This is a genomic window from Telmatocola sphagniphila, from assembly GCF_018398935.1.
Lineage (GTDB): Bacteria > Planctomycetota > Planctomycetia > Gemmatales > Gemmataceae > Telmatocola > Telmatocola sphagniphila.
The window spans coordinates 2,479,947-2,498,375 of record NZ_CP074694.1 but is presented as its reverse complement, the minus strand read 5'-3'; the positions used below and the strand labels follow the sequence as shown (position 1 = coordinate 2,498,375).

Here is an 18,429-nt window from a genome sequence, read left to right as displayed (position 1 = left end):
GAAAGTTCTTCTACGCTCGATTCGAACAGAATTCGCAACGGGAAAGTCCTTTGCAGTTGAAGGGCTTGGCGAGGTGTGGCAAAATGTTCCGACCCTCTCCGGTACATTGCTGCAGTCAGGTGAGACTCCAGATGTTCATCCATTTCGGGACGAAAATTGTCTACACGGAGTTGGGGAGAGTAGCCAGTTACTGCCTGATTTGCCATAGCCGGCAGCCGTTTAAGGTTGTTCGCATTGCGGAGCATTGGCACATCTATGAGATTCCCATCTCAAGTTATAAGTTGTTGGGACACGAAAGGATTTGCGAAAACTGCAATCAAACTTATCCGACCAATCCGCTAAATTATCGGACAATTTTGAAGAATACACAGGCTGACTTGGAAGAGTTGATTCAGATGACCCGTCCGGATTTGGAAGCAGGTCTGTATACAGAACTTCAGCTATGCAATGAGATTATGTTGAATGACTCCGCAAAAGACGACCGGGAGAGGTTGATATCCGCCCCTTTCCATTTGCTTTATCCCTCATACAAGGCCTCCCAAATCCATCGACGAAATTTATTTTACCTCGATGGTGTCGGTTGTGGGATCGTATTCTCTCTAGTGATTACGATGGCCATCCTGGGAGCAGTTTTTTCAACAAAACCAGAATTTATTTGGATCTTACTTGCAAATTTTATTCTTCATATGGTGGTATTCGTGATCGCGGCCGTCACAGCGGATAAACGATTCACTATGCATAAAATCAATCCGAAACTCGTTCGCGCGTTGACTCCATTGGACGTGAAAGAAGAAGAGTTGGAAGATTTGATCCGTAGAGATCCCATTGCAGAGCAGTTATCGAGATGGATGCCGCCGCATCAGCTCTACCAATTGCTGATTTCTCAAACGCAGGATCAATCCCCGCTGGGGAAAATATGAATCGGGTGCGAGAGGAGTGGGCGATCTTGAAAATTTACGATCCAAAAATTAATCTTTCTTCCTTTTCAGCAAAGTGTACTGTTTGTCCAAATTGATGATTTCCAATTCCTCGTTATTCAACTTCTTGAAGTTGTCGGTATCGCTGGCTGAGCCAATGCGAGTGATCAATTTCCCGTCTTCAATCTCAAAGGTCCCTTCCGCCTTAACTCCTTCGACTTCGTAAATGTATTTGCCGCCTTTTTCGAAGTGCAGGGTGGCGCCATTCATCGCGGGATTATCTGCTTTTAAGACCTCCCACTTCCCGATCAGCTTCTCAACAATTTTTTCTTTAGTTGCGGGTACGGCTGGGTCTTCTTTCGCCTTGGTCGGCGGCGGTGCGGTAACGGCCACCCCGGTGATCGAAACCAGAATTCCGAACGCAATCACTAAACGCATCAACATAGCAACCTCCTGAATTCAGTTTGATGTGTGGATTTGCAACGGCCCCTATGGTAATCGATGAGGGCGAACTTGAATACCAGAAATCGTCGTTTGTTACATTTGGCCTCAAGACTTCAAACAATCTTCGCAATTTTCTAGCGGCCGTGAAGCTTGGAGGAACTCTGAGAATCGTTCAATTGGTTTTGAGATCAACGAGATTCCGGTCCTTCTGATGCCTGCTCTACATGCGGTTTTCGGTTGACACTTTCTGCCCATCTCGACTATTCTACATTTATGGCAACGCGGTTTAAGTTTCTGCTAGTACTCTGGTTCTGTCTGATTCAGACGGGAATTCGGGTGACTCATTGCCATTCAGACGAAGATGCGGAAACCAGTCCAGGTGTTAGGCTTGTACTGGATAAGAATGGCAATTTGGGTTCGGATTCCCGATTCGTCCACTCGCATTATCTTCTGCTTGGCATTGAGCTCGATGAGGTTCCGGTTGAGAAAACAACCTCCACCCAACCTGCCTTCGATTCCCATCCCATACCACCTGAGAATAGCACGGTATTCCATACCGACTTTGGTTCACTCCTCGTTGAATTTCTCCCCCAGGCCCATTCGGGTCTCGGCTCCCTGGAGCGACCTCAGCTCCGCTCCTTGCCCGACGCACTATCAAATTCTTCCTCAAATTTGTACTCGCGCTCCACAATTCTTCGCTTGTAACCATCTTCCGTTCTGATAACTCTCTTTCGCCCGAATTATTTCATTAATTTTTCCGGTTTACAGCAATGAGTGCCAATCTCAATCCCCGGCCACGCCGGCGCATATCGCTACCATTTGTCGGACTATTATGCCTGCTTCTGGGCGGCGGCGGCGGCTACTTCGGCAACCGTTGGCTGTCTGCGTCGAAGACGGCTCAAGAAAAACCGGACGACCACAAGGAGGAAGAGAAACCCTCCAATCAGGTGGAGTTCAAGCCGGAAAGGTGGGCTGCAGCTGGAGTTACGATAGGCACACCTCGGTTGCAACCTTTCGTCGATTTCGCCTGGCGAACGGGTCGAATCGCGCTGAACGAGGAACAGCTAGCTCGCGTCTCGACTCCGGTGGATGGCATCGTTCGAGAGGTGAAAGTGCGACTCGGCCAGGAAGTTCATGCGGGCGAACCCCTGGTGGTGATTGAAAGTCGCGAAGTCGGTCAACTGAGGCTGGAACTTCTGAAAATGGAATCCGCTCTGGCCGCGGAACACGAACATGCCGACTGGTTGACGATCACTTCGACAAATGCGGAATCGTTGATCAAGGCAATCCGACAGGAATCGACCATCATCGATATCGAAAAACAGTTTTTGAATAAGCCGCTGGGCGACTGGAGGCAACAACTACTGGTGGCTTATTCGAAACGCAATCAGGCGCGCGATCAGTTGAAGTCGGTCAAGGCTGGTCTGGCGGGAGTGCCTGAAGCAACCTATCGCAAAGTCGAAATGGAGGCTGAAACGGCTGAAGCCACACTGAAAGCGACCTTGGAAGAAGCCAAGCATCATGCGCATCACTCCATCCATCAGGTGGAATTAAAAGTCAAAGAAGCGGAAACGGCCTTAGCGACTACGCGGGCGCGCTTAATGTTACTCGGCTTCAGTACATCCGATCTCGCCAATAATGATCCACTCACTCAACCTCATTTGGCATCACTGGTTTCAATCAAGGCCCCGTTCTCCGGCACCCTAATTGAAAAGAAAATTGCCCAGGGGGAACGCGTGACGGCTGACTCGCAACTGCTGTTAATCGCCGATGTTTCTCGCGTCTGGCTGCAGGCCGATGTGTTCGATAGCGATCTGAACCTGGTGAAATCTTTAACCGGTAAGACGATCCCTTTTCGAATCAGTGAAGACAGCCCCGGAGATTTGAAGGGAACCGTGATCGATCCCGGCCAGATTTTCGACAAACAATCGCGTGCCGTCACGCTTACTGCCTGGACTGACAATCCCGGCCGAATCTGGAAGCCGGGCCAGTTCGTGGAAGTCGGACTGCCTAAGGCCCTTGATGAAAAGCCGGTGATGCTGCTTCCCAAAAGTGCCATCATGCGTCACGAAAGCAAGGTGTTCGTTTTCGTTCACGTGAGCGAGGAGGATTTCCAAACCCGGTCCGTGGTGCTGGGTCGGGTTGCAGGGAAGGACGTCGAAATCAGATCGGGTCTGAAACCAGAGGACAAAGTGGTCCTAACCGGAGGCTTCACCCTGAAGTCCATATTGCTCAAGGAACTGATCACCGGCGACTGACCGGCCAAGAGAAATCTCCTCGAAGGCCGAGTCGAACTTCTTCACGCATTCTAATTCGGATTTCCAGTGTTCAAGAAAATCATTGATTTCTCGCTCGATAACCGCCTGCTCATCATTTTGCTGACCGTACTCATGGCCGGTGCCGGCGTCTGGTCGATGCTCCGGCTGCCGGTGGATGCTGTGCCGGATGTGACCAACGTCCAGGTGCAGGTGATGTCCACCGCGCCCGCACTATCGCCTCTGGAAGTCGAGCGTTTCATCACATCGCCTGTCGAAAATAGCCTCGCCGGAATGCCCCATCTCGACGAAATTCGGAGCGTCTCGCAATTCGGACTCTCCGTGGTCACGGTAGTTTTCGAGGAAGGCACCGATATTTATTGGGCTCGGCAGCAGATCGGTGAGCGGCTGCAGGATGCGCGAGAAGCGATTCCGGCCGGGGTACCGGTTCCGAAACTCGGGCCCATCGCTACCGGTTTAGGAGAAATCTATCAGTTTCAAGTTCGCAACGCCCCGGGCTTCCAACACGACTTGATGAAGCTGCGGGAAGTTCTGGAATGGCAGATCGCCTACCAACTCAAGAGCGTCCCGGGCGTCGTGGAAATCAATGCACTGGGCGGGGAATTACGCGCCTATGAAGTCCGACTCGATCCGCGTCGGCTCCAGGAATTCAAGATTCCCATTGGCAAAGTTTACGAAGCTGTGAAGCAGAACAACTCCAACGAAGGTGGGGGGTACCTGCTCGAACACACCGGAGAGCATCGCATAATTCGAGGGGAAGGGGTGGTGAATGATGTGGAAAGCCTCAAAAACATCGTCCTCGACACCCGGCAGGATGGCACACCGGTCTATCTGTCGCAGGTCGCTGAAGTGGTCTTTGCCCCAGTACTTCGGCAGGGCGCAGTGACGAGGGATGCCAAAGGAGAAGCCGTAGTCGGAATCGTCATGCTGCTCGCAGGTGAGAATGGCCGAGAAGTTGTCGCACGCGTTCGGGAAAAGATCGATGAGATTCGCAAGACCCTTCCCGAAGGCATTGAAATCGATGTGTTTTACGATCGCACAGAGTTAGTTGAACGGACCGTCAAAACGTTGATCAAGAATCTCTGGGAAGGGGGCGCTCTCGTTATTTTTGTATTACTGATTCTTCTGGGCAGTGTCCGAGCGGGGCTGATAGTGGCGCTGGCCGTGCCACTGGCTATGCTGGGGGCATTTGTCGGCATGCTCTACGCGGGTTTGAGTGGAAATTTGATGAGCCTGGGAGCTATCGATTTCGGCCTCATCGTCGATGGATCGGTGGTCATGATCGAGAATGTGGTTCGCTGGGTGGCGGAACGGAAGCACCATACCGGTCAGAAGAAAGTCGAAATGGAAACGATTCGACTGGCCTGTCACGAAGTGGCTCGACCGGTAGTCTTCGGCGTAGGGATCATCGTTCTGGTCTATCTGCCGATTCTCAGCTTGCGCGGTATCGAAGGAAAGATGTTCCGTCCCATGGCTTTAACCGTGCTTTTCGCTCTGATCACTTCGCTGATTCTGGCGTTAACTCTGATGCCCGTTTTGGCTTCCGTCTTTCTACGCACAGTTTCAGAAAAGGAACCGATACTCATCCGGCTGGCCAAGAAAATTTATGGACCGTTGCTGAGAATCGCGATGAGTTTTCCCGGCGTTTTATTCCTAATTTCGGCCCTGGCGTTTGCCGTGAGTGTGATGCTGGCGATGAATATGGGAGCTCAATTCATCCCCAAACTCGATGAAAACTCGATTGCGTTCCAGGCCTCCCGTTTACCGAGTTCGTCTCTGGAAACTTCTGTGCAAATGACATCGCGGGTGGAAGAGTGTCTGATGAAAATCCCTGAAATCCAAAGCGTGATTTGCAAATCGGGGCGCCCGGAAATTGCCATCGATCCCATGCCCATTTCTCTGACCGATGTCGTGGTGATGCTGAAACCCCGTTCGGAATGGACGGTCGAGCGAAAGCAGGATATCGTCGACCAAATCAAAGAACATCTCGAAGCCGAAGTGCCCGGGAATAAGTACACGAATTTTTCGCAACCGATCGAATTGCGGATCGACGAGCTGATCTCCGGAACGAAGGCGGAAGTGGGAATCAGTATCTATGGCGACGATCTCACCAAGTTACGCGAGACGGCCAATGATATTGCCCGCGTACTCAACACGCTGCCCGAAGCACGCGAAGTCGCCGTGGAAGTGACTGGCGGCCTGCCTTATCTCCGGATCATAGTAAATCGTAAAGCAGTTGCTCGTTATGGAGTCAATGTGTCCGCCGTGCTTGATGCGGTGGCGGCCATTGGAGGTAAAGAAGTGGGAGCCGTGTTCGAAGAGCAACGGCGATTTCCCATTCAGGTCCGACTCGGGCCGGATTGGCGAAACGATCTGGAAAAATTGAAGCAAGTCAAAATCGCTGACGCCCAAGGTCGACAGATTCCCATGGAATTGCTGGCTGAGTTTGTTCTCGAGGAGGGGCCGATGCAGATTAGCCGCGAGAGTATCCGCCGTCGGACGATTGTCGAATGCGGTGTGAAAGGGGAGGATCTGGCCGGGTTCGTATCCCGGGCCAAGGAAGCGATTGAACGAGAAGTCACTTTGCCTACCGGCTATACCCTCTCGTGGGGAGGACAGTTCAAGAATCTCGAGGAAGCCAGCAAGCGCCTGGCTATTGCCGTTCCCATCGCGCTCCTGCTGATTTTCGTCCTCTTGCAATCGACGTTTCAATCGACCAGACTGGCATTGCTCATCTACCTGAACGTGCCTCTGGCCGCCACCGGAGGTATTATCGCACTATGGCTGCGAGATATGCCTTTATCAATATCCGCCGGGGTCGGATTCATTGCTTTATTTGGTGTGGCCGTGCTGAACGGAGTGGTGCTTGTGACTTATATTGTGTCGCTTCGCAAGAGCGGCAAGGATTTGGAAACGGCTAGCTTCGAAGGGGCGATGACTCGAATTCGCCCGGTTCTCATGACCGCGCTCGTGGCCACGCTCGGCTTTATTCCCATGGCGATCTCCAGGGATGCGGGGGCGGAAGTGCAGCAACCTCTGGCGACGGTAGTGATTGGCGGACTGATCACTTCGACTCTGTTGACGCTCTTTGTGCTGCCCTCCCTTTATCGCATCTTCGATTCACGCTCTGAACCGGACCAGACGGTGTAGGATTCGGCAAAGGAGGGGATATTCGATCCTCTCGACTCAATACAGAATGTGGGCTGGCTAAGGAAGCCTCATGGATTCAAAGACTTTCCGCGAGTAGAGGATTGAATCTGCTTTTTGTGGGCAATTTCGGTTTGTCTGAAAAAAATCCTGAAGCCGCTCCCGGAATAGCACCTCTTCCGTACGCATTGATCCGCTGGAAAAATGCCGGATTTCAGATCGATAGAACAGTTCTCATTCGAGGTTCAGAATCGTTGTAAGTTGTTGTGATGAATATACTTAAGTGTCTAATAAGCTCTTAATATTCAGATGTTTGTCTAAATGAGACCTTTCTCACTGAAACAGTCGTCTAGAAAAGGGGTATTATGAACAGTGAGGAATTTGCGGTTGAATAAATGAAACCGACAAACGAATTACTCCACTAAGATGTTGCACCAGTAGGAAAGAAGGAAAGCCATGAAATCCAAACTCTTGGTACGAGCAGTTCTGGCAGCGGGCTTGTTCTGTGCAGTTCCGAACTCTGAGGCGCATGCTCAGGTTCGATATGGTGCAGGTTATAACTACGGGTTCACCGGCGGCTATGCGAATTCGGGTTACAATTACTCGAGCGCGGCGGCCATCCGCTTCAACAATACCGGCTACTACAATAGCAACTACGTGTGGCCGTACGGCTACAACAATTTCTACAACGGCGGAAACCTATCGGTCTCCGCCTATTCCAGTAGTCGGTATGGAGGTACATGGGCCGGAACGCTGAACCTCGGCTACTATGCCTATGGAAGTCGCAATTACTATTCCCCTTACTATTACCTGAACCCTTACGGCTATTCCCCTTACTATTACATCGGTAACCCATACGCCGTTTACAACTCCACGGATGTCAGTACCCCTGTAAAAACTTCCCCATCGCGAGCTAAGGACAGTACTTACGACAACTGGCGGAAAGTGCAGGAGCCAGCCAGCTCGCCAAAAGCCGAAGTGAAAGCGCCTAAAGTCTTTACGGAAAAGGATATTTTTACCGGGGAAGCCATTAACGCACTGCTGGATCAGCTTCTGGACGAGGCTACCAAAGGGCATCGACCTGCGAAAGCGGTCGATGTGGATATGTCCCAGATTAATTTCCATGCGGCCAAGGCCAACGGGCAGTATGGCTTCCTCATGTTACCTAACTCGGACAAACTTCCCTGGGGAGAGGCTTTCGATAATGCCGATGCCGAAACCCAGGAGATGAAGAACAAAATTCAGGCCGGCTATAAGGCTCTGGTATCTCTGAACCGGCAGGAGAAGCCGACGGCCTCGGAAGCTAAGGAACTACGGAAAGATATTCAGAAGCTCTCGGATTTGCTGGCTCCCCAGATCCAGGAAATCGGGTTGATGAAATATACTCAGGCCAAGCAATTCCTGCGAAACCTGGATTCCACAGTTCAATTTCTGCAGGAAACCCCCGACTTCTGCTCCTGGAAGCATGGTATCAAAGCCAAGGATAGTGCGGCCCTGTTGAAATACCTGGAAGAGAATCACGTGCGGGTGGCTCCGGCCTTACCGGGCACGGAAAAAGACTATTTGTCGCTGCATGCGGTTTTGAAGAAACTTCTGGATCAAGTGATGTCTTCCGTAACTTCGGAATAACAGGTTCTGGTCGCGTTTTGCAACATTTTCAAACGGTGGATTTCCTCCACCGTTTTTTTATTTCTTGAATCAATTCCGTTCATGTCTCAGAAATAAGTGTCGACGGATATACTTGCGAAAGTTTTCACGGATTCCGAGATAAACCCCATTATCGTGGTTTGACAGTACCGAATTCTGATTCTACTTTTTCTGCAAGTTCGGGTTTTACCGCCCGTGAATGCTGATTGATCTCTGGGATGAAAGGCTCCCCTAAGCCGGACAAACCAGTCGATAGTTTGCAATCCGTTGTCTAGGCTGGATGCCTGAATGATAACTCCCTCTGATTGCGGACTTGGGTTTTTATACGCAGCGCGATGAACCCATGCGCAAAAGGGAGGATGTCTGATGTTTCGTGAATTGAAAACTAATCTGGTCCGTTTTCTCAAGAAAGAAGACGGTCCGACCGCGGTCGAATACGCCGTGATGCTGGCACTGATCGTAGTGGTCTGCATCGCTGCAATTACGACGCTTGGAAAGAATGCGAACAGCACTTTCGCGAATGCGAGCTTGAATGCGGCAGTCAGTGGTGCCACCACTACCTGACGAGCGGGCTTCATTCTGGAAAGTGCAGGCGAATCCCAGGAGATTCGTAGAGCGCAACAAGTTATTTGACGTGACTTCCAGAAGAAGCCGCTCGATTGGGTGAGTAATTTGAGGTGCCGGTGCGATTCGCATCGTCGCCAAAAAGTGCAACCCGGCGGAATGGAGATCTTCTTACTGGAAGTAAATTACCCCAGAGTGAGGATTTCCTCGAATGATGACTGCAACTAACGTGACTTCTCTTCCCGTCGCTCAAAAATCGGTAGACGATGGTACCATCGACCGAGCCTTTGTACTGCAAATGGCTCAGGTTCCATTCATAGCCGCCATCCTGGTCTTCTGCGCCTGGATCGGACACACGGTATGGGCCAGTGTCGCCTCGCCGAACAGCTCCCTGATGAACCATGGACCAATCATCGTTGTCTGCCTCGGCATGATTCTGGCCGCGATCATCGACGGCTGGGCCTTCAAAGTACCAAACTGGCTGACTCTTTCCCTGGTCGTTAGCGGCTGGGTCTTAGGCGGGCTGCACGATCTGAACATGAGTTTCGATGCAGGTCGCGGTGGCTTTGGCTCGGCTCTCATCGGAACGGGCATCGGCTTTATCTGTCTGTTCCCCATGCTGGCTATCGGAGGGATGGGGCAGGGCGATGTGAAGATGCAAATGGGCTTCGGCTCCTGGATCGGTGCCTTCTACGGCTACCAGGAAGCGATTCCCATGGTGTTCTATGCTTTCGCAGCGGGTGCAATCGTCGGTGGAGTCTTCGCGCTGGTGATGATGGCACTCCGCCGCAACATTCACAAAAACCTATCTAACTTCAAAGAAATCGGCACTGATCTCAAGGTGCTCGTGACCCATGGCCCCTCGAAAGCGGCCGAACGTGCTAACGAGCGTCGATCCAGTTGGGTTCGCCTTCCTTACGGCGTGCCCCTGTGCGTCGGCTTCCTCGGCTATCTGACCTATCTCTACATGACCAACGCGATGCCTACCTGGACGGTTGGATAATACCCGGTTCGCCCATCTTGCCGGACTAGGCAAATCCTTTCCGCAGGTATGATCCGTAAATCAGGAAAAGAGTGAAGTCTGGGTACTAAGACGGACGAAAAAATCGTAGCAGGCAGAAAGACAAGTATTACAGGAAAAGAAAGAAGATTCCTGCGAGCTTAAGCCTCCGCAGGAAAAATATGCTAGGTTGTTGAGAGAATCATTGAAGTTATCGCGGGTGTAAAGATTACACTCGCAAACTGCCTGCGAAAAAGGCAGTCGGCCATGGATGGCAGTAACCACCAGTCATAGATGCGAGGGCGCGGACTGGGGCGGTAGGAATTAACTCCTGACTGAGGACTGCATCCATGAAATCGAAGAATGTGGCATTGATGGCTGTGGCCATCGCGTTTGGACTGGCGGCGGCATTTGCAACTTCCAAGATGTACGGAACGCAAGTGCAGGCTGAAAAAGTAAAAGTTGTGGTGGCGACGCAAACGCTCCCCATCGGTACGATTCTCGATGAAAAGAATCTGCCGACGCTCGTGGCTTTCTCGGAGTTCGATAAAGACGCGGTTCCGCTCGATGCGATTACCGATCCGAACGCCCTGAAAGGCAAAAAGATCTCCGCGACCAAGCCAGCCAAGAGCTGGTTTACCGCTCTGGATATCTCGAATGCACCGGATGTGGTTCTGCCCCCGGGTCACAAGCGATTTGCGATCAAGATTTCGGTGGATAAGGCCGTGTCCGGCTTCGTCAAACCGGGCGATCACGTGGACGTGCTGGGGATGGTGGTCGACCTGAAAGACAGCCGGATTCGAAGACCGGTTCGACTGATGCGAAATGCCTTGGTTCTTTCGATTGACGATAAGGACCGCAAAGAGGCTAACCCGGCGATACAGCAGTTGAACACCTGTACGATTGCGGTCAAAGATGAGGACGCACAGCTGTTGAAGTTGTTCGAAGATAGCGGGATGAGCTTGTTGCTGCGAGACGACAAGCAGCCTTATGACGATACCCTGAAGACCGGTTACGACATCGTTCTGAAGGATATGCCTGGTATGGACCGGGAGAAAAAAGAAGAAGCTCCCCCGGCCCCGGCAGTAAATTTCGTCAAGGCCTGGTTCGTCAAGAAGACGTTGAAGCAGAATGAAAAGATTACGGAAGCGAACCTCAGCGAACTGGTGGAAGAAAAAGAAGTCGCTCTGAAAAATGGGGAATTCCCGGGTAAGCTGTCGATCAACGCGAGCGATCTGAAAAATAAGTACCTGACGACCGATCTTCTGGCCGGACAAATGCTGGTGGAAGAATCGCTCTCGGATACCGAAGTGAAGAAAGCACCGGTTACGGTTCTGAAAGATCCCGAACCGGCGAAGAAGAAAAAGACCATCACCATGACCATCCAGGAGGGTGGTAACTCGGTCGACGTGATTTACGAAGAGACCGAAACTGGCGGATGGCGACGGTTGGATGGGGGAGTAGCGGGCGATGCCGGCAACTCCAGCAAGACCGAAGAGAAGAAGGAACAGAAGGATGCCAAGCCCGCTCAACCGGGTGATGGATCCACTAAAGAACGCGTGACTTTGAAGTAAAAAAATTCAATCCCCCCTTTCGAGGGGGAGATTACTTGTTCGGTGGTATGGCAGGGGTGGGTCGGATGCCCACTTTTTCAAGGTAAAGAGGTGATAGGATGCACCGTTTCTTTTCAGCACGACGCTGGTCTATGATGACTCTGTCCCTGGGCCTGATCCTGGGAGGCGGCGCAGCCTTTTCCCAGGAAGTGATTCAGCCCGCCCAGGCCCCCAAAACGGATCGTACCGGGGGAGTTTTGGTTCCCGTGGGAACCACCGTTCGGTTGCAGATGCGAGTGAAGCAACCGATAACTAAAGTCGAAAGCGACCGCCCTGCGGTAGTGCAGGTGATCGCCGACAGTACGGATCCGACCCGAGTGATCTTGCTCGGACGATCGATCGGTACTGCCAAAATTACCCTGATATCGGGTAACACGGAAGAAACCTACGAGATCATCGTGCAGGCCGATATCGAAGCCCTGCGAACGCTGATCCGAAGTAAGTTTCCTACTGCAAATATTGAAATTACACCGTTCGGTCAGAACCGAATTGTTCTGACCGGTAACGTGGCCCACTCGGCCGACATCGATCCGATCCTGCAAATTGCCAATGCCGCTTTCGCCGGTATCGGTGCGGGAGCCGGAGGCGGCTCAGTCATCAATGCGATGACGGTGGGCGGAGTGAGTCAGGTTCAACTCGACGTGACGATCGCGAGTGTGAGCCGAACCAAAGCTCGAAACCGAGGCTTCTCCTGGGTAGTCCAGGGATCGACCTTCAGTACGGGTAGCATCCTGGGCGGTTTGGTCAATGTGAGTGCAGTGGCTTCCAACGGAACGGGTGTTGGGGTCTATACTTCCCCCGTGAATACGATCGCCGGTACCAGTAGTACCGCAAGTAACTTGCCCTTCGGGATCGTTCCGGCGAACTTCCAGGGAATGCTGCAGGCCCTGAAGACGGAAAACGTGGCCAAATTCTTGGCTGAGACCAAGTTGGTGGCTCAGAGCGGTAAACAGGGATCGTTGTTGGTAGGGGGTCAGCAGCCCGTTATCGGCCCCGCTTCCGGGATCACCGGACCGGGCGTGGATTATCGACCGGTGGGTACCGAACTGGTTTACACGCCGATCGTTTACGGGAACGGCAAGATCTTCCTGGAGTTGGCTCCGCGAGTGCGAAGTGTGAATGGTCCGGGTGGTTCGGCTTTGACGACCAGCTTCGGAACCTCGCCCTTCCTCTCGGAAAACTCGATTACGACCTCGGTGGTGTTGGAACCAGGGCAGACCTTCGCCATCGGCGGACTCTTGCAGACTTCCGTCACGGCCAACAATGTTAAAGTGCCTTTGCTCGGCGACATCCCCTTCTTCGGGGCTCTGTGGAGTGTGGCCGCGGATGAGAAAGACGAACAGGAACTGGTGATTCTGGTCACCCCGCATCTAGTCGATGCGATGGACTGCTCGCAGCTTCCGAACCGCCTGCCGGGTCAGGAAACGCGACTTCCGGATGACTATGAGTTCTTCCTGGAAGCGATGATGGAACTGCCACGCGGACAGCGGAATGTGTTCGATGGCAAGCGGTATCGAGCCGCGTACAAGAATGATCCGACCGCCGCGACTTATCCTTGCGGTAACAACTGCGGTACGGGAACGGCCGGTTGTGCAACCGGGGCCTGCGTGACCCCAGCGTGCACGACTTGTGCACCGGGAACTGTCGCTGCGAAACCGATTGTCTCGCAGACGGCTCCCGCGACGAACGCGAATACGATCACAGTCACCGCGGTACCGACTTCGGTTGGCAAGGCGACTGTGGGAACCAGCACCATGACGATCCCTGCTCCCGTTCCGGCCAACCTGCCGAACGTGGGGGGAAGTGGATATGAAATCGATCGATCGCAACCTCAGATTCAGGATCCGTCCAGCGTTCCTCTCTCGGCTATCCCGCCGGGGGGACGACCGGCTCTCCCGCCTCTGCCGGTGCCTCGATAGTTTCGAGATCGAATTGACTTAATTATTCGAACCGCGACTCGTCGCGGTTCGATTATTTGATGGTAAGATTATGCATCGTATTGCCATTGTCGACCCGACTGAAGCCTCCCGCGAATCGCTGCGAACCATGCTGTTAGGCGTGGATTTCGTTTGGCTGGAAGCGGAATGTGCCCGTTATGAATATTTCTTCGACGTCATTCAGAACTCCCTTCCGGAACTGGTGATTGTCGCTTTGGATGGCGATCGACAAAAAGCTCTGAATATGATCAGCCAGGTGGCTTCGATGTATCCGAAGCTGCCTATTCTGACAATCAGCGACGATAGTGGGACTCTCCTACAGTCTCTACAACGCGGCGCCCGGTACTTCATCTCACCGCCGATCAATCTCGAAGATTTACTCTCGACTTTGCGTCGCGCCCTTAGCGAAGTTTCTTCCGCGCCGGTGGGACAGCAAGACAGTTCCGCGGCCCCCAGTACGGTACGGACGAATTCTTCCAAAATCGTTACGGTTCTCGGTTCCCGCGGCGGCGTCGGTTGCACGACTATCGCCGTGAATCTGGCCGCCACACTCGCGGCCGACCCGGCAAACAACGTGGCTTTAATCGACCTCGACCTGGCCTTGGGAGATGCCGATATCGCCATCGAACTGCCAGGGAATGAGAACATCAGCCTCGCCGATCTGGCTCGCAACATCGAACGGCTCGACATGAATTACCTGCGTCGGGCGCTTGTCAAGCACGAATCGAGCGGTTTATCCGTTCTGCGGCATCCGCTGGAATTGACGGATGTGAGTATTATTCATGAAGGTCACATCGAGCGAATATTGAACCTTTTGAAGATCAGTTACAACTATCTGATCATCGATTTGACGAAATCGCTGTTACCAACGGACCTGATGGCCCTTCGGATGTCCGATAAAATTCTGCTGGTAACGCAATTGGAGCTCAGCGCTCTCCGGAATGTGGTACGTTTGAATCATGCCCTGAATCAGGAGCCGGAACTGGGCGAGAAGGTCGAGATTGTGGTCAATCGATCGGGTTCAGATCACCTCGAGGATGGCATTACGCTCAAAAAGGCGGAAGAAGTCATCGGCAAGAAGATCTACTGGCAGGTTCCCAATGATTCCAAAACTGTGATGCAATCGCGCACCCACGGCGAACCTCTGATCAAGATGGCGCCTAAGTGCCGAGCCCAGCAAAGCATCCAGGGATTAGCTCAGGCGATTATGGGGCGATCCATCAACGTGGCCGACAACGCCAAGAAAAAGGGTTGGTTCAGCTGATCGTGGATTGATGATACTTCACCAAGATTCGACGGCGTGATTGACAGCAAGAGGTAGAAGCGATGTCGCGATTGCAACAGGGATTGTCCAAACTCAACAGCTTGAGCCACCAGGGCGGCCGAACCTTATCGTCCACCATTCAAAGCTCCGGTGGGGGCGGCAATAAAAACTTCGACGAACTCAAGCGCCAGATCCACTCCAAGTTGGTCGAAAGACTCGACTTCACGCGCGTTAAGGATCTGAACAGCGAGAATCTCCGGCGCGATATTCGCCGGGTGATCGAACATCTTTGCGACACCGAAAATCCGCTCCTCAACCGCATGGAGCGCGAAAAACTCATCGAAGAAATTCTCGATGAGACACTGGGTTTCGGACCGCTGGAACCGCTACTGAAAGACCCGACCATCAGCGATATCCTGGTCAACGGTCCCAAAAACATTTACATCGAGCGTCGCGGTAAACTCGAAAAATCGGATGTGATATTCCGCGACAACGATCACCTGCTTCAAATCATCGATCGTATCGTTTCGAAAATCGGCCGCCGCGTGGATGAAACTTCACCTCTGGTCGACGCCCGTCTGCCGGACGGCTCGCGCGTGAACGCGGTGATTCCGCCGATTGCTCTGGATGGGGCCTCGCTTTCCATTCGCCGATTCGGTTCGAATCCGCTGAAGCTCGAGGACCTTCTGAATTACAAGGCCTTTTCGCCCGAAATGGCCATGTTGATGGAAGCGTGCATCAAATCCCGATTGAACGTCGTGATCTCGGGAGGTACCGGTTGCGGTAAGACGACGCTTTTGAATACGCTTTCGAGTTTCATCCCGAGCGATGAACGATTGGTAACCATCGAAGACGCGGCCGAATTGCAACTCCAGCAGGATCACGTGGTCCGACTGGAAACCCGGCCGCCGAACATCGAAGGCAAAGGCGCGGTGACGACCCGCGATCTGGTTCGCAACGCCCTGCGTATGCGTCCTGAACGAATCATCATCGGCGAGTGTCGCGGCGGCGAAACCCTCGACATGCTTCAGGCTATGAATACTGGTCACTCCGGTTCGATGACCACTCTGCACGCCAACACGGTTCGCGATGCGATGGCCCGATTGGAAACCATGATCATGATGGCGGGTTTCGAGTTGCCGATCAAGGCGATGCGACAGCAGATTGCCTCCGCCGTTGACCTGGTTATTCAGGCGAACCGACTCCAAGGGGGTCCTCGTAAGGTTACCAGCATCACGGAAGTGCTCAGCATGGAACAGGATGTTATCGTCATGCAGGAAGTCTTCCGTTACAAACAAGTGGGCGTCGACCAGAACGGTCGTGCGTACGGACAGTTCGAAGCCACCGGGGTTCGCCCGAGTTTCGTGTCCCGTTTGGAAGCTAAAGGTGTCAAATTACCTTCAAATATGTTCAGCGAAAGAGTTCTGCTCCGCGATTAGTGTTCTATATTGGCAATAATTGGCTCTCGTAGTAGGGCCATTAGGATCTGCACCCCGACCTTCAGCGAGAATTTCCGCAATGGATCCCACAGTAATTTCAATGCTAGCGTTTTTAGGCGTATCCGGTCTCGTTGGGATCGCGGCCTTCGTTCTTCGTGATTCCGGCAATAATCGTAACGTCGAACGTCTCGACCAGTTGGTTGGCCGGGGTGGACCAGCGGCAGCCAGCAGCTCTCAGTCCGATATGCTGCTGAAGCAGGCCCTGGACTCTGTGAACACCAAATCGCTGCTTCAGAGATTAATTCCCAAGTCCTTCGATGTCGGTCTCTACTTCGAGCAGGCCGACGTGAAAATGGAGCCTTCCAAACTCTTCGGAGTGGCCCTCTGTTTGGCCGGTGCCGGTTTCTTCCTGATCGGCGGTGTTGTCAACTTCTACGTTGCTCCCGTCGGGGCACTCGTGTTTGGCGTCATGCCGTTGATCTGGGTCTGGTTCAAACGCGCTTCGCGATTGAAGAAGTTTGCCAATCAGATGCCCGATGCGATGGAATTGATGGCACGAGCTCTGCGAGCCGGCCACTCCTTGAATTCCGGTATGCACGTGGTCGCGGAAGAATTGCCTCCTCCGATTTCCAAGGAATTTGCACGAGTCTACGACGAGCAGAATATGGGCATCAGCGTCGAAGAAGCTCTGGATAACATGAGCCGACGCATCCCGAACCTCGACGTTCGCTTTTTCGTCACCTCGGTGGCCATCCAGCGTCAAACGGGGGGGGACCTCGGGGAAATTCTGGATCGTATCGGTTACATTATTCGCGAACGCATCAAGATTATGGGTCTGATTAAAGGACTCACGGCCGAAGGTCGTTTGTCGGGTATCGTTCTGATCGCGTTGCCGATCGGCCTGTTCCTGATGTTACTTCAGATGAAACCGGACTACGTGGAACAGTTGTGGAAGGATCCGATGGGGGTCCAGATGAGTATTGGAGCGATCATACTTATGCTCATCGGGGCGTACTCCATCAAGAAAATCGTGGATATCAAGGTTTAATTGGGGAAGTCGAACTACACAACCGGAGTCTCAGCAATGTTACTGGCCGCGCTTACGATGAACGAACTGCTTCCCATGATCGCTTTTCTGCTCTGCATGGGTATTGCCTGGTTTTTGATGAGCAGTTTCAGTAAATCCACCAACCAGGCTGAAGAACGCCTGGCTCGTCTGGGTCGACCCAAATCCTACCACGATCTGGAAAATCCGGCATCGGGGGATAAGAACGACTCCGAAAATCGTTTCAGCAGCCTGAAGGAAAAGATCTCCAAACTCGGTTCGGCCATGCAGCCTCAATCGGAGTTGGAGAAGAATAACTTGAAGGTGACCCTCGCCAATGCGGGTTTCCGATCCGACAACGCACCGAAAGTTTACTACGGCATTCGGATGGCCAGCTTCCTGTTCTTCACAGGTGTAGCTTGTGCCTATGCTTTCCCAACCGCCGGATTATCTCTCGAAGCCATGCAGTGGGTAATCGTCGGAGCCGGTATCGGCCTGTACGTTCCCAGCATCGTTTTAGGCCAGTTGAAGAAAGGCCGTCAGAAGGAAATCTTCCTCTCGTTGCCCGATGCCCTGGACTTGATGGTGGTTTGCGTGGAAAGCGGCCTGGGTTTGGACGCCGCCATGCGAAAAGTCACTGAAGAGATGGGCGAGCATGCTAAAGTGATCGTTGAAGAATTCTCTTTGGCAAACATGCAATTGCAGATGGGCCGTCCGCGACGAGAAGTGCTACACGATCTCGGTGTGCGAACGGGCGTTGACGATATGCGAAGCCTGGCAGCGATCTTGATTCAGGCCGATCGATTTGGTTCTTCCATCGGTCATGCCCTGCGAGTGCAATCCGACTCGATGCGAATCAAGCGTCGACAGATCGCTGAAGAAAAGGCCCAGAAAACGGCGGTGCAGTTGATCTTCCCTCTGGTGCTCTTCATCTTCCCGGCTATCTTCGTCGTACTTTGCGGACCTGCGGCGATTCAGATTCAGAAGGGGCTTCTGAAGGGCGGCGGTTGATCTGAAGGACGAAAAGGAAATTTTACAGTGCCTGTGCGATCAGTCGATTTCATAGAATCGGCCGATTGCACCGGCATTGTTCGTTTAGTTAAATTCCATTAAGTCGGGCAAGTCCGATAAAACGG

Annotated in this window: 14 protein-coding genes; 12 read left to right on the top strand and 2 right to left on the bottom strand. The window is 52.7% G+C overall.

Annotated features, from left to right (window positions below):
* The first annotated feature begins 395 nt into the window (after positions 1–395).
* The gene (locus KIH39_RS09895) at positions 396–920 is read left to right on the top strand and encodes a hypothetical protein (RefSeq protein WP_213499167.1); all 525 of its coding nucleotides are present in this window, start codon (positions 396–398) and stop codon (positions 918–920) included.
* 48 nt (positions 921–968) lie between these two features.
* Here the strand turns inward: KIH39_RS09895 and KIH39_RS09890 are convergent, their stop codons facing one another.
* Both KIH39_RS09890 and KIH39_RS09885 read right to left on the bottom strand, forming a co-directional pair.
* On the bottom strand, positions 969–1,361 hold the full coding sequence (locus KIH39_RS09890) for a hypothetical protein (protein ID WP_213499166.1): 393 nt from the start codon (positions 1,359–1,361) through the stop codon (positions 969–971).
* A 351-nt stretch (positions 1,362–1,712) separates the two neighbouring features.
* The gene (locus tag KIH39_RS09885; RefSeq protein ID WP_213499165.1) at positions 1,713–1,916 is read right to left on the bottom strand and encodes a hypothetical protein; all 204 of its coding nucleotides are present in this window, start codon (positions 1,914–1,916) and stop codon (positions 1,713–1,715) included.
* 215 nt (positions 1,917–2,131) lie between these two features.
* Here KIH39_RS09885 and KIH39_RS09880 point away from each other — a divergent pair, with 215 nt between their 5' ends.
* From KIH39_RS09880 to KIH39_RS09830, 11 genes are all read left to right on the top strand, one after another.
* On the top strand, positions 2,132–3,619 hold the full coding sequence (locus tag KIH39_RS09880) for an efflux RND transporter periplasmic adaptor subunit (RefSeq protein ID WP_213499164.1): 1,488 nt from the start codon (positions 2,132–2,134) through the stop codon (positions 3,617–3,619).
* 66 nt (positions 3,620–3,685) lie between these two features.
* Positions 3,686–6,787 carry an efflux RND transporter permease subunit gene (locus KIH39_RS09875; RefSeq protein WP_213499163.1) on the top strand — a complete coding sequence of 1,034 codons (3,102 nt, stop codon included), beginning with the start codon at positions 3,686–3,688 and terminating at the stop codon, positions 6,785–6,787.
* A 453-nt stretch (positions 6,788–7,240) separates the two neighbouring features.
* Entirely contained in the window at positions 7,241–8,413 is a 1,173-nt protein-coding gene (locus KIH39_RS09870; protein WP_213499162.1) for a hypothetical protein, read from the top strand.
* Positions 8,414–8,797: 384 nt separating this feature from the next.
* On the top strand, positions 8,798–8,995 hold the full coding sequence (locus KIH39_RS09865) for a Flp family type IVb pilin (RefSeq protein WP_213499161.1): 198 nt from the start codon (positions 8,798–8,800) through the stop codon (positions 8,993–8,995).
* 211 nt (positions 8,996–9,206) lie between these two features.
* Positions 9,207–9,998 (top strand): A24 family peptidase, encoded by a 792-nt coding sequence (locus tag KIH39_RS09860; RefSeq protein ID WP_246539634.1) that lies wholly within the window; start codon positions 9,207–9,209, stop codon positions 9,996–9,998.
* Positions 9,999–10,345: 347 nt separating this feature from the next.
* A complete protein-coding gene (gene cpaB / locus KIH39_RS09855; protein WP_213499160.1) occupies positions 10,346–11,569 on the top strand; it encodes a Flp pilus assembly protein CpaB in 1,224 nt (407 codons plus the stop codon).
* Positions 11,570–11,667: 98 nt separating this feature from the next.
* Positions 11,668–13,527 (top strand): type II and III secretion system protein family protein, encoded by a 1,860-nt coding sequence (locus KIH39_RS09850; RefSeq protein ID WP_213499159.1) that lies wholly within the window; start codon positions 11,668–11,670, stop codon positions 13,525–13,527.
* Between the two features lie 70 nt (positions 13,528–13,597).
* Positions 13,598–14,809, top strand: coding sequence for an AAA family ATPase (locus KIH39_RS09845; protein WP_213499158.1), 1,212 nt, complete (start codon positions 13,598–13,600; stop codon positions 14,807–14,809).
* Positions 14,810–14,871: 62 nt separating this feature from the next.
* Positions 14,872–16,248, top strand: coding sequence for a CpaF family protein (locus KIH39_RS09840; protein WP_213499157.1), 1,377 nt, complete (start codon positions 14,872–14,874; stop codon positions 16,246–16,248).
* A gap of 79 nt (positions 16,249–16,327) precedes the next feature.
* Complete coding sequence (locus tag KIH39_RS09835; RefSeq protein WP_213499156.1) at positions 16,328–17,296, top strand: type II secretion system F family protein; 969 nt, start codon at positions 16,328–16,330, stop codon at positions 17,294–17,296.
* A gap of 36 nt (positions 17,297–17,332) precedes the next feature.
* The gene (locus KIH39_RS09830) at positions 17,333–18,304 is read left to right on the top strand and encodes a type II secretion system F family protein (RefSeq protein WP_213499155.1); all 972 of its coding nucleotides are present in this window, start codon (positions 17,333–17,335) and stop codon (positions 18,302–18,304) included.
* The last annotated feature ends 125 nt before the right edge of the window (positions 18,305–18,429 follow it).

What these genes read in the sequence shown, in the direction of transcription:
- cpaB (WP_213499160.1), top strand. Translation starts at nt 10,346, where the DNA reads ATGAAATCGAAGAATGTGGCATTGATGGCTGTGGCCATCGCGTTTGGA.
- KIH39_RS09870 (WP_213499162.1), top strand. Translation starts at nt 7,241, where the DNA reads ATGAAATCCAAACTCTTGGTACGAGCAGTTCTGGCAGCGGGCTTGTTC.
- KIH39_RS09840 (WP_213499157.1), top strand. Translation starts at nt 14,872, where the DNA reads ATGTCGCGATTGCAACAGGGATTGTCCAAACTCAACAGCTTGAGCCAC.
- KIH39_RS09850 (WP_213499159.1), top strand. Translation starts at nt 11,668, where the DNA reads ATGCACCGTTTCTTTTCAGCACGACGCTGGTCTATGATGACTCTGTCC.
- KIH39_RS09835 (WP_213499156.1), top strand. Translation starts at nt 16,328, where the DNA reads ATGGATCCCACAGTAATTTCAATGCTAGCGTTTTTAGGCGTATCCGGT.
- KIH39_RS09880 (WP_213499164.1), top strand. Translation starts at nt 2,132, where the DNA reads ATGAGTGCCAATCTCAATCCCCGGCCACGCCGGCGCATATCGCTACCA.
- KIH39_RS09845 (WP_213499158.1), top strand. Translation starts at nt 13,598, where the DNA reads ATGCATCGTATTGCCATTGTCGACCCGACTGAAGCCTCCCGCGAATCG.
- KIH39_RS09890 (WP_213499166.1), bottom strand. Translation starts at nt 1,361, where the DNA reads ATGTTGATGCGTTTAGTGATTGCGTTCGGAATTCTGGTTTCGATCACC.
- KIH39_RS09860 (WP_246539634.1), top strand. Translation starts at nt 9,207, where the DNA reads ATGATGACTGCAACTAACGTGACTTCTCTTCCCGTCGCTCAAAAATCG.
- KIH39_RS09895 (WP_213499167.1), top strand. Translation starts at nt 396, where the DNA reads ATGACCCGTCCGGATTTGGAAGCAGGTCTGTATACAGAACTTCAGCTA.
- KIH39_RS09885 (WP_213499165.1), bottom strand. Translation starts at nt 1,916, where the DNA reads ATGGAATACCGTGCTATTCTCAGGTGGTATGGGATGGGAATCGAAGGC.
- KIH39_RS09865 (WP_213499161.1), top strand. Translation starts at nt 8,798, where the DNA reads ATGTTTCGTGAATTGAAAACTAATCTGGTCCGTTTTCTCAAGAAAGAA.
- KIH39_RS09830 (WP_213499155.1), top strand. Translation starts at nt 17,333, where the DNA reads ATGTTACTGGCCGCGCTTACGATGAACGAACTGCTTCCCATGATCGCT.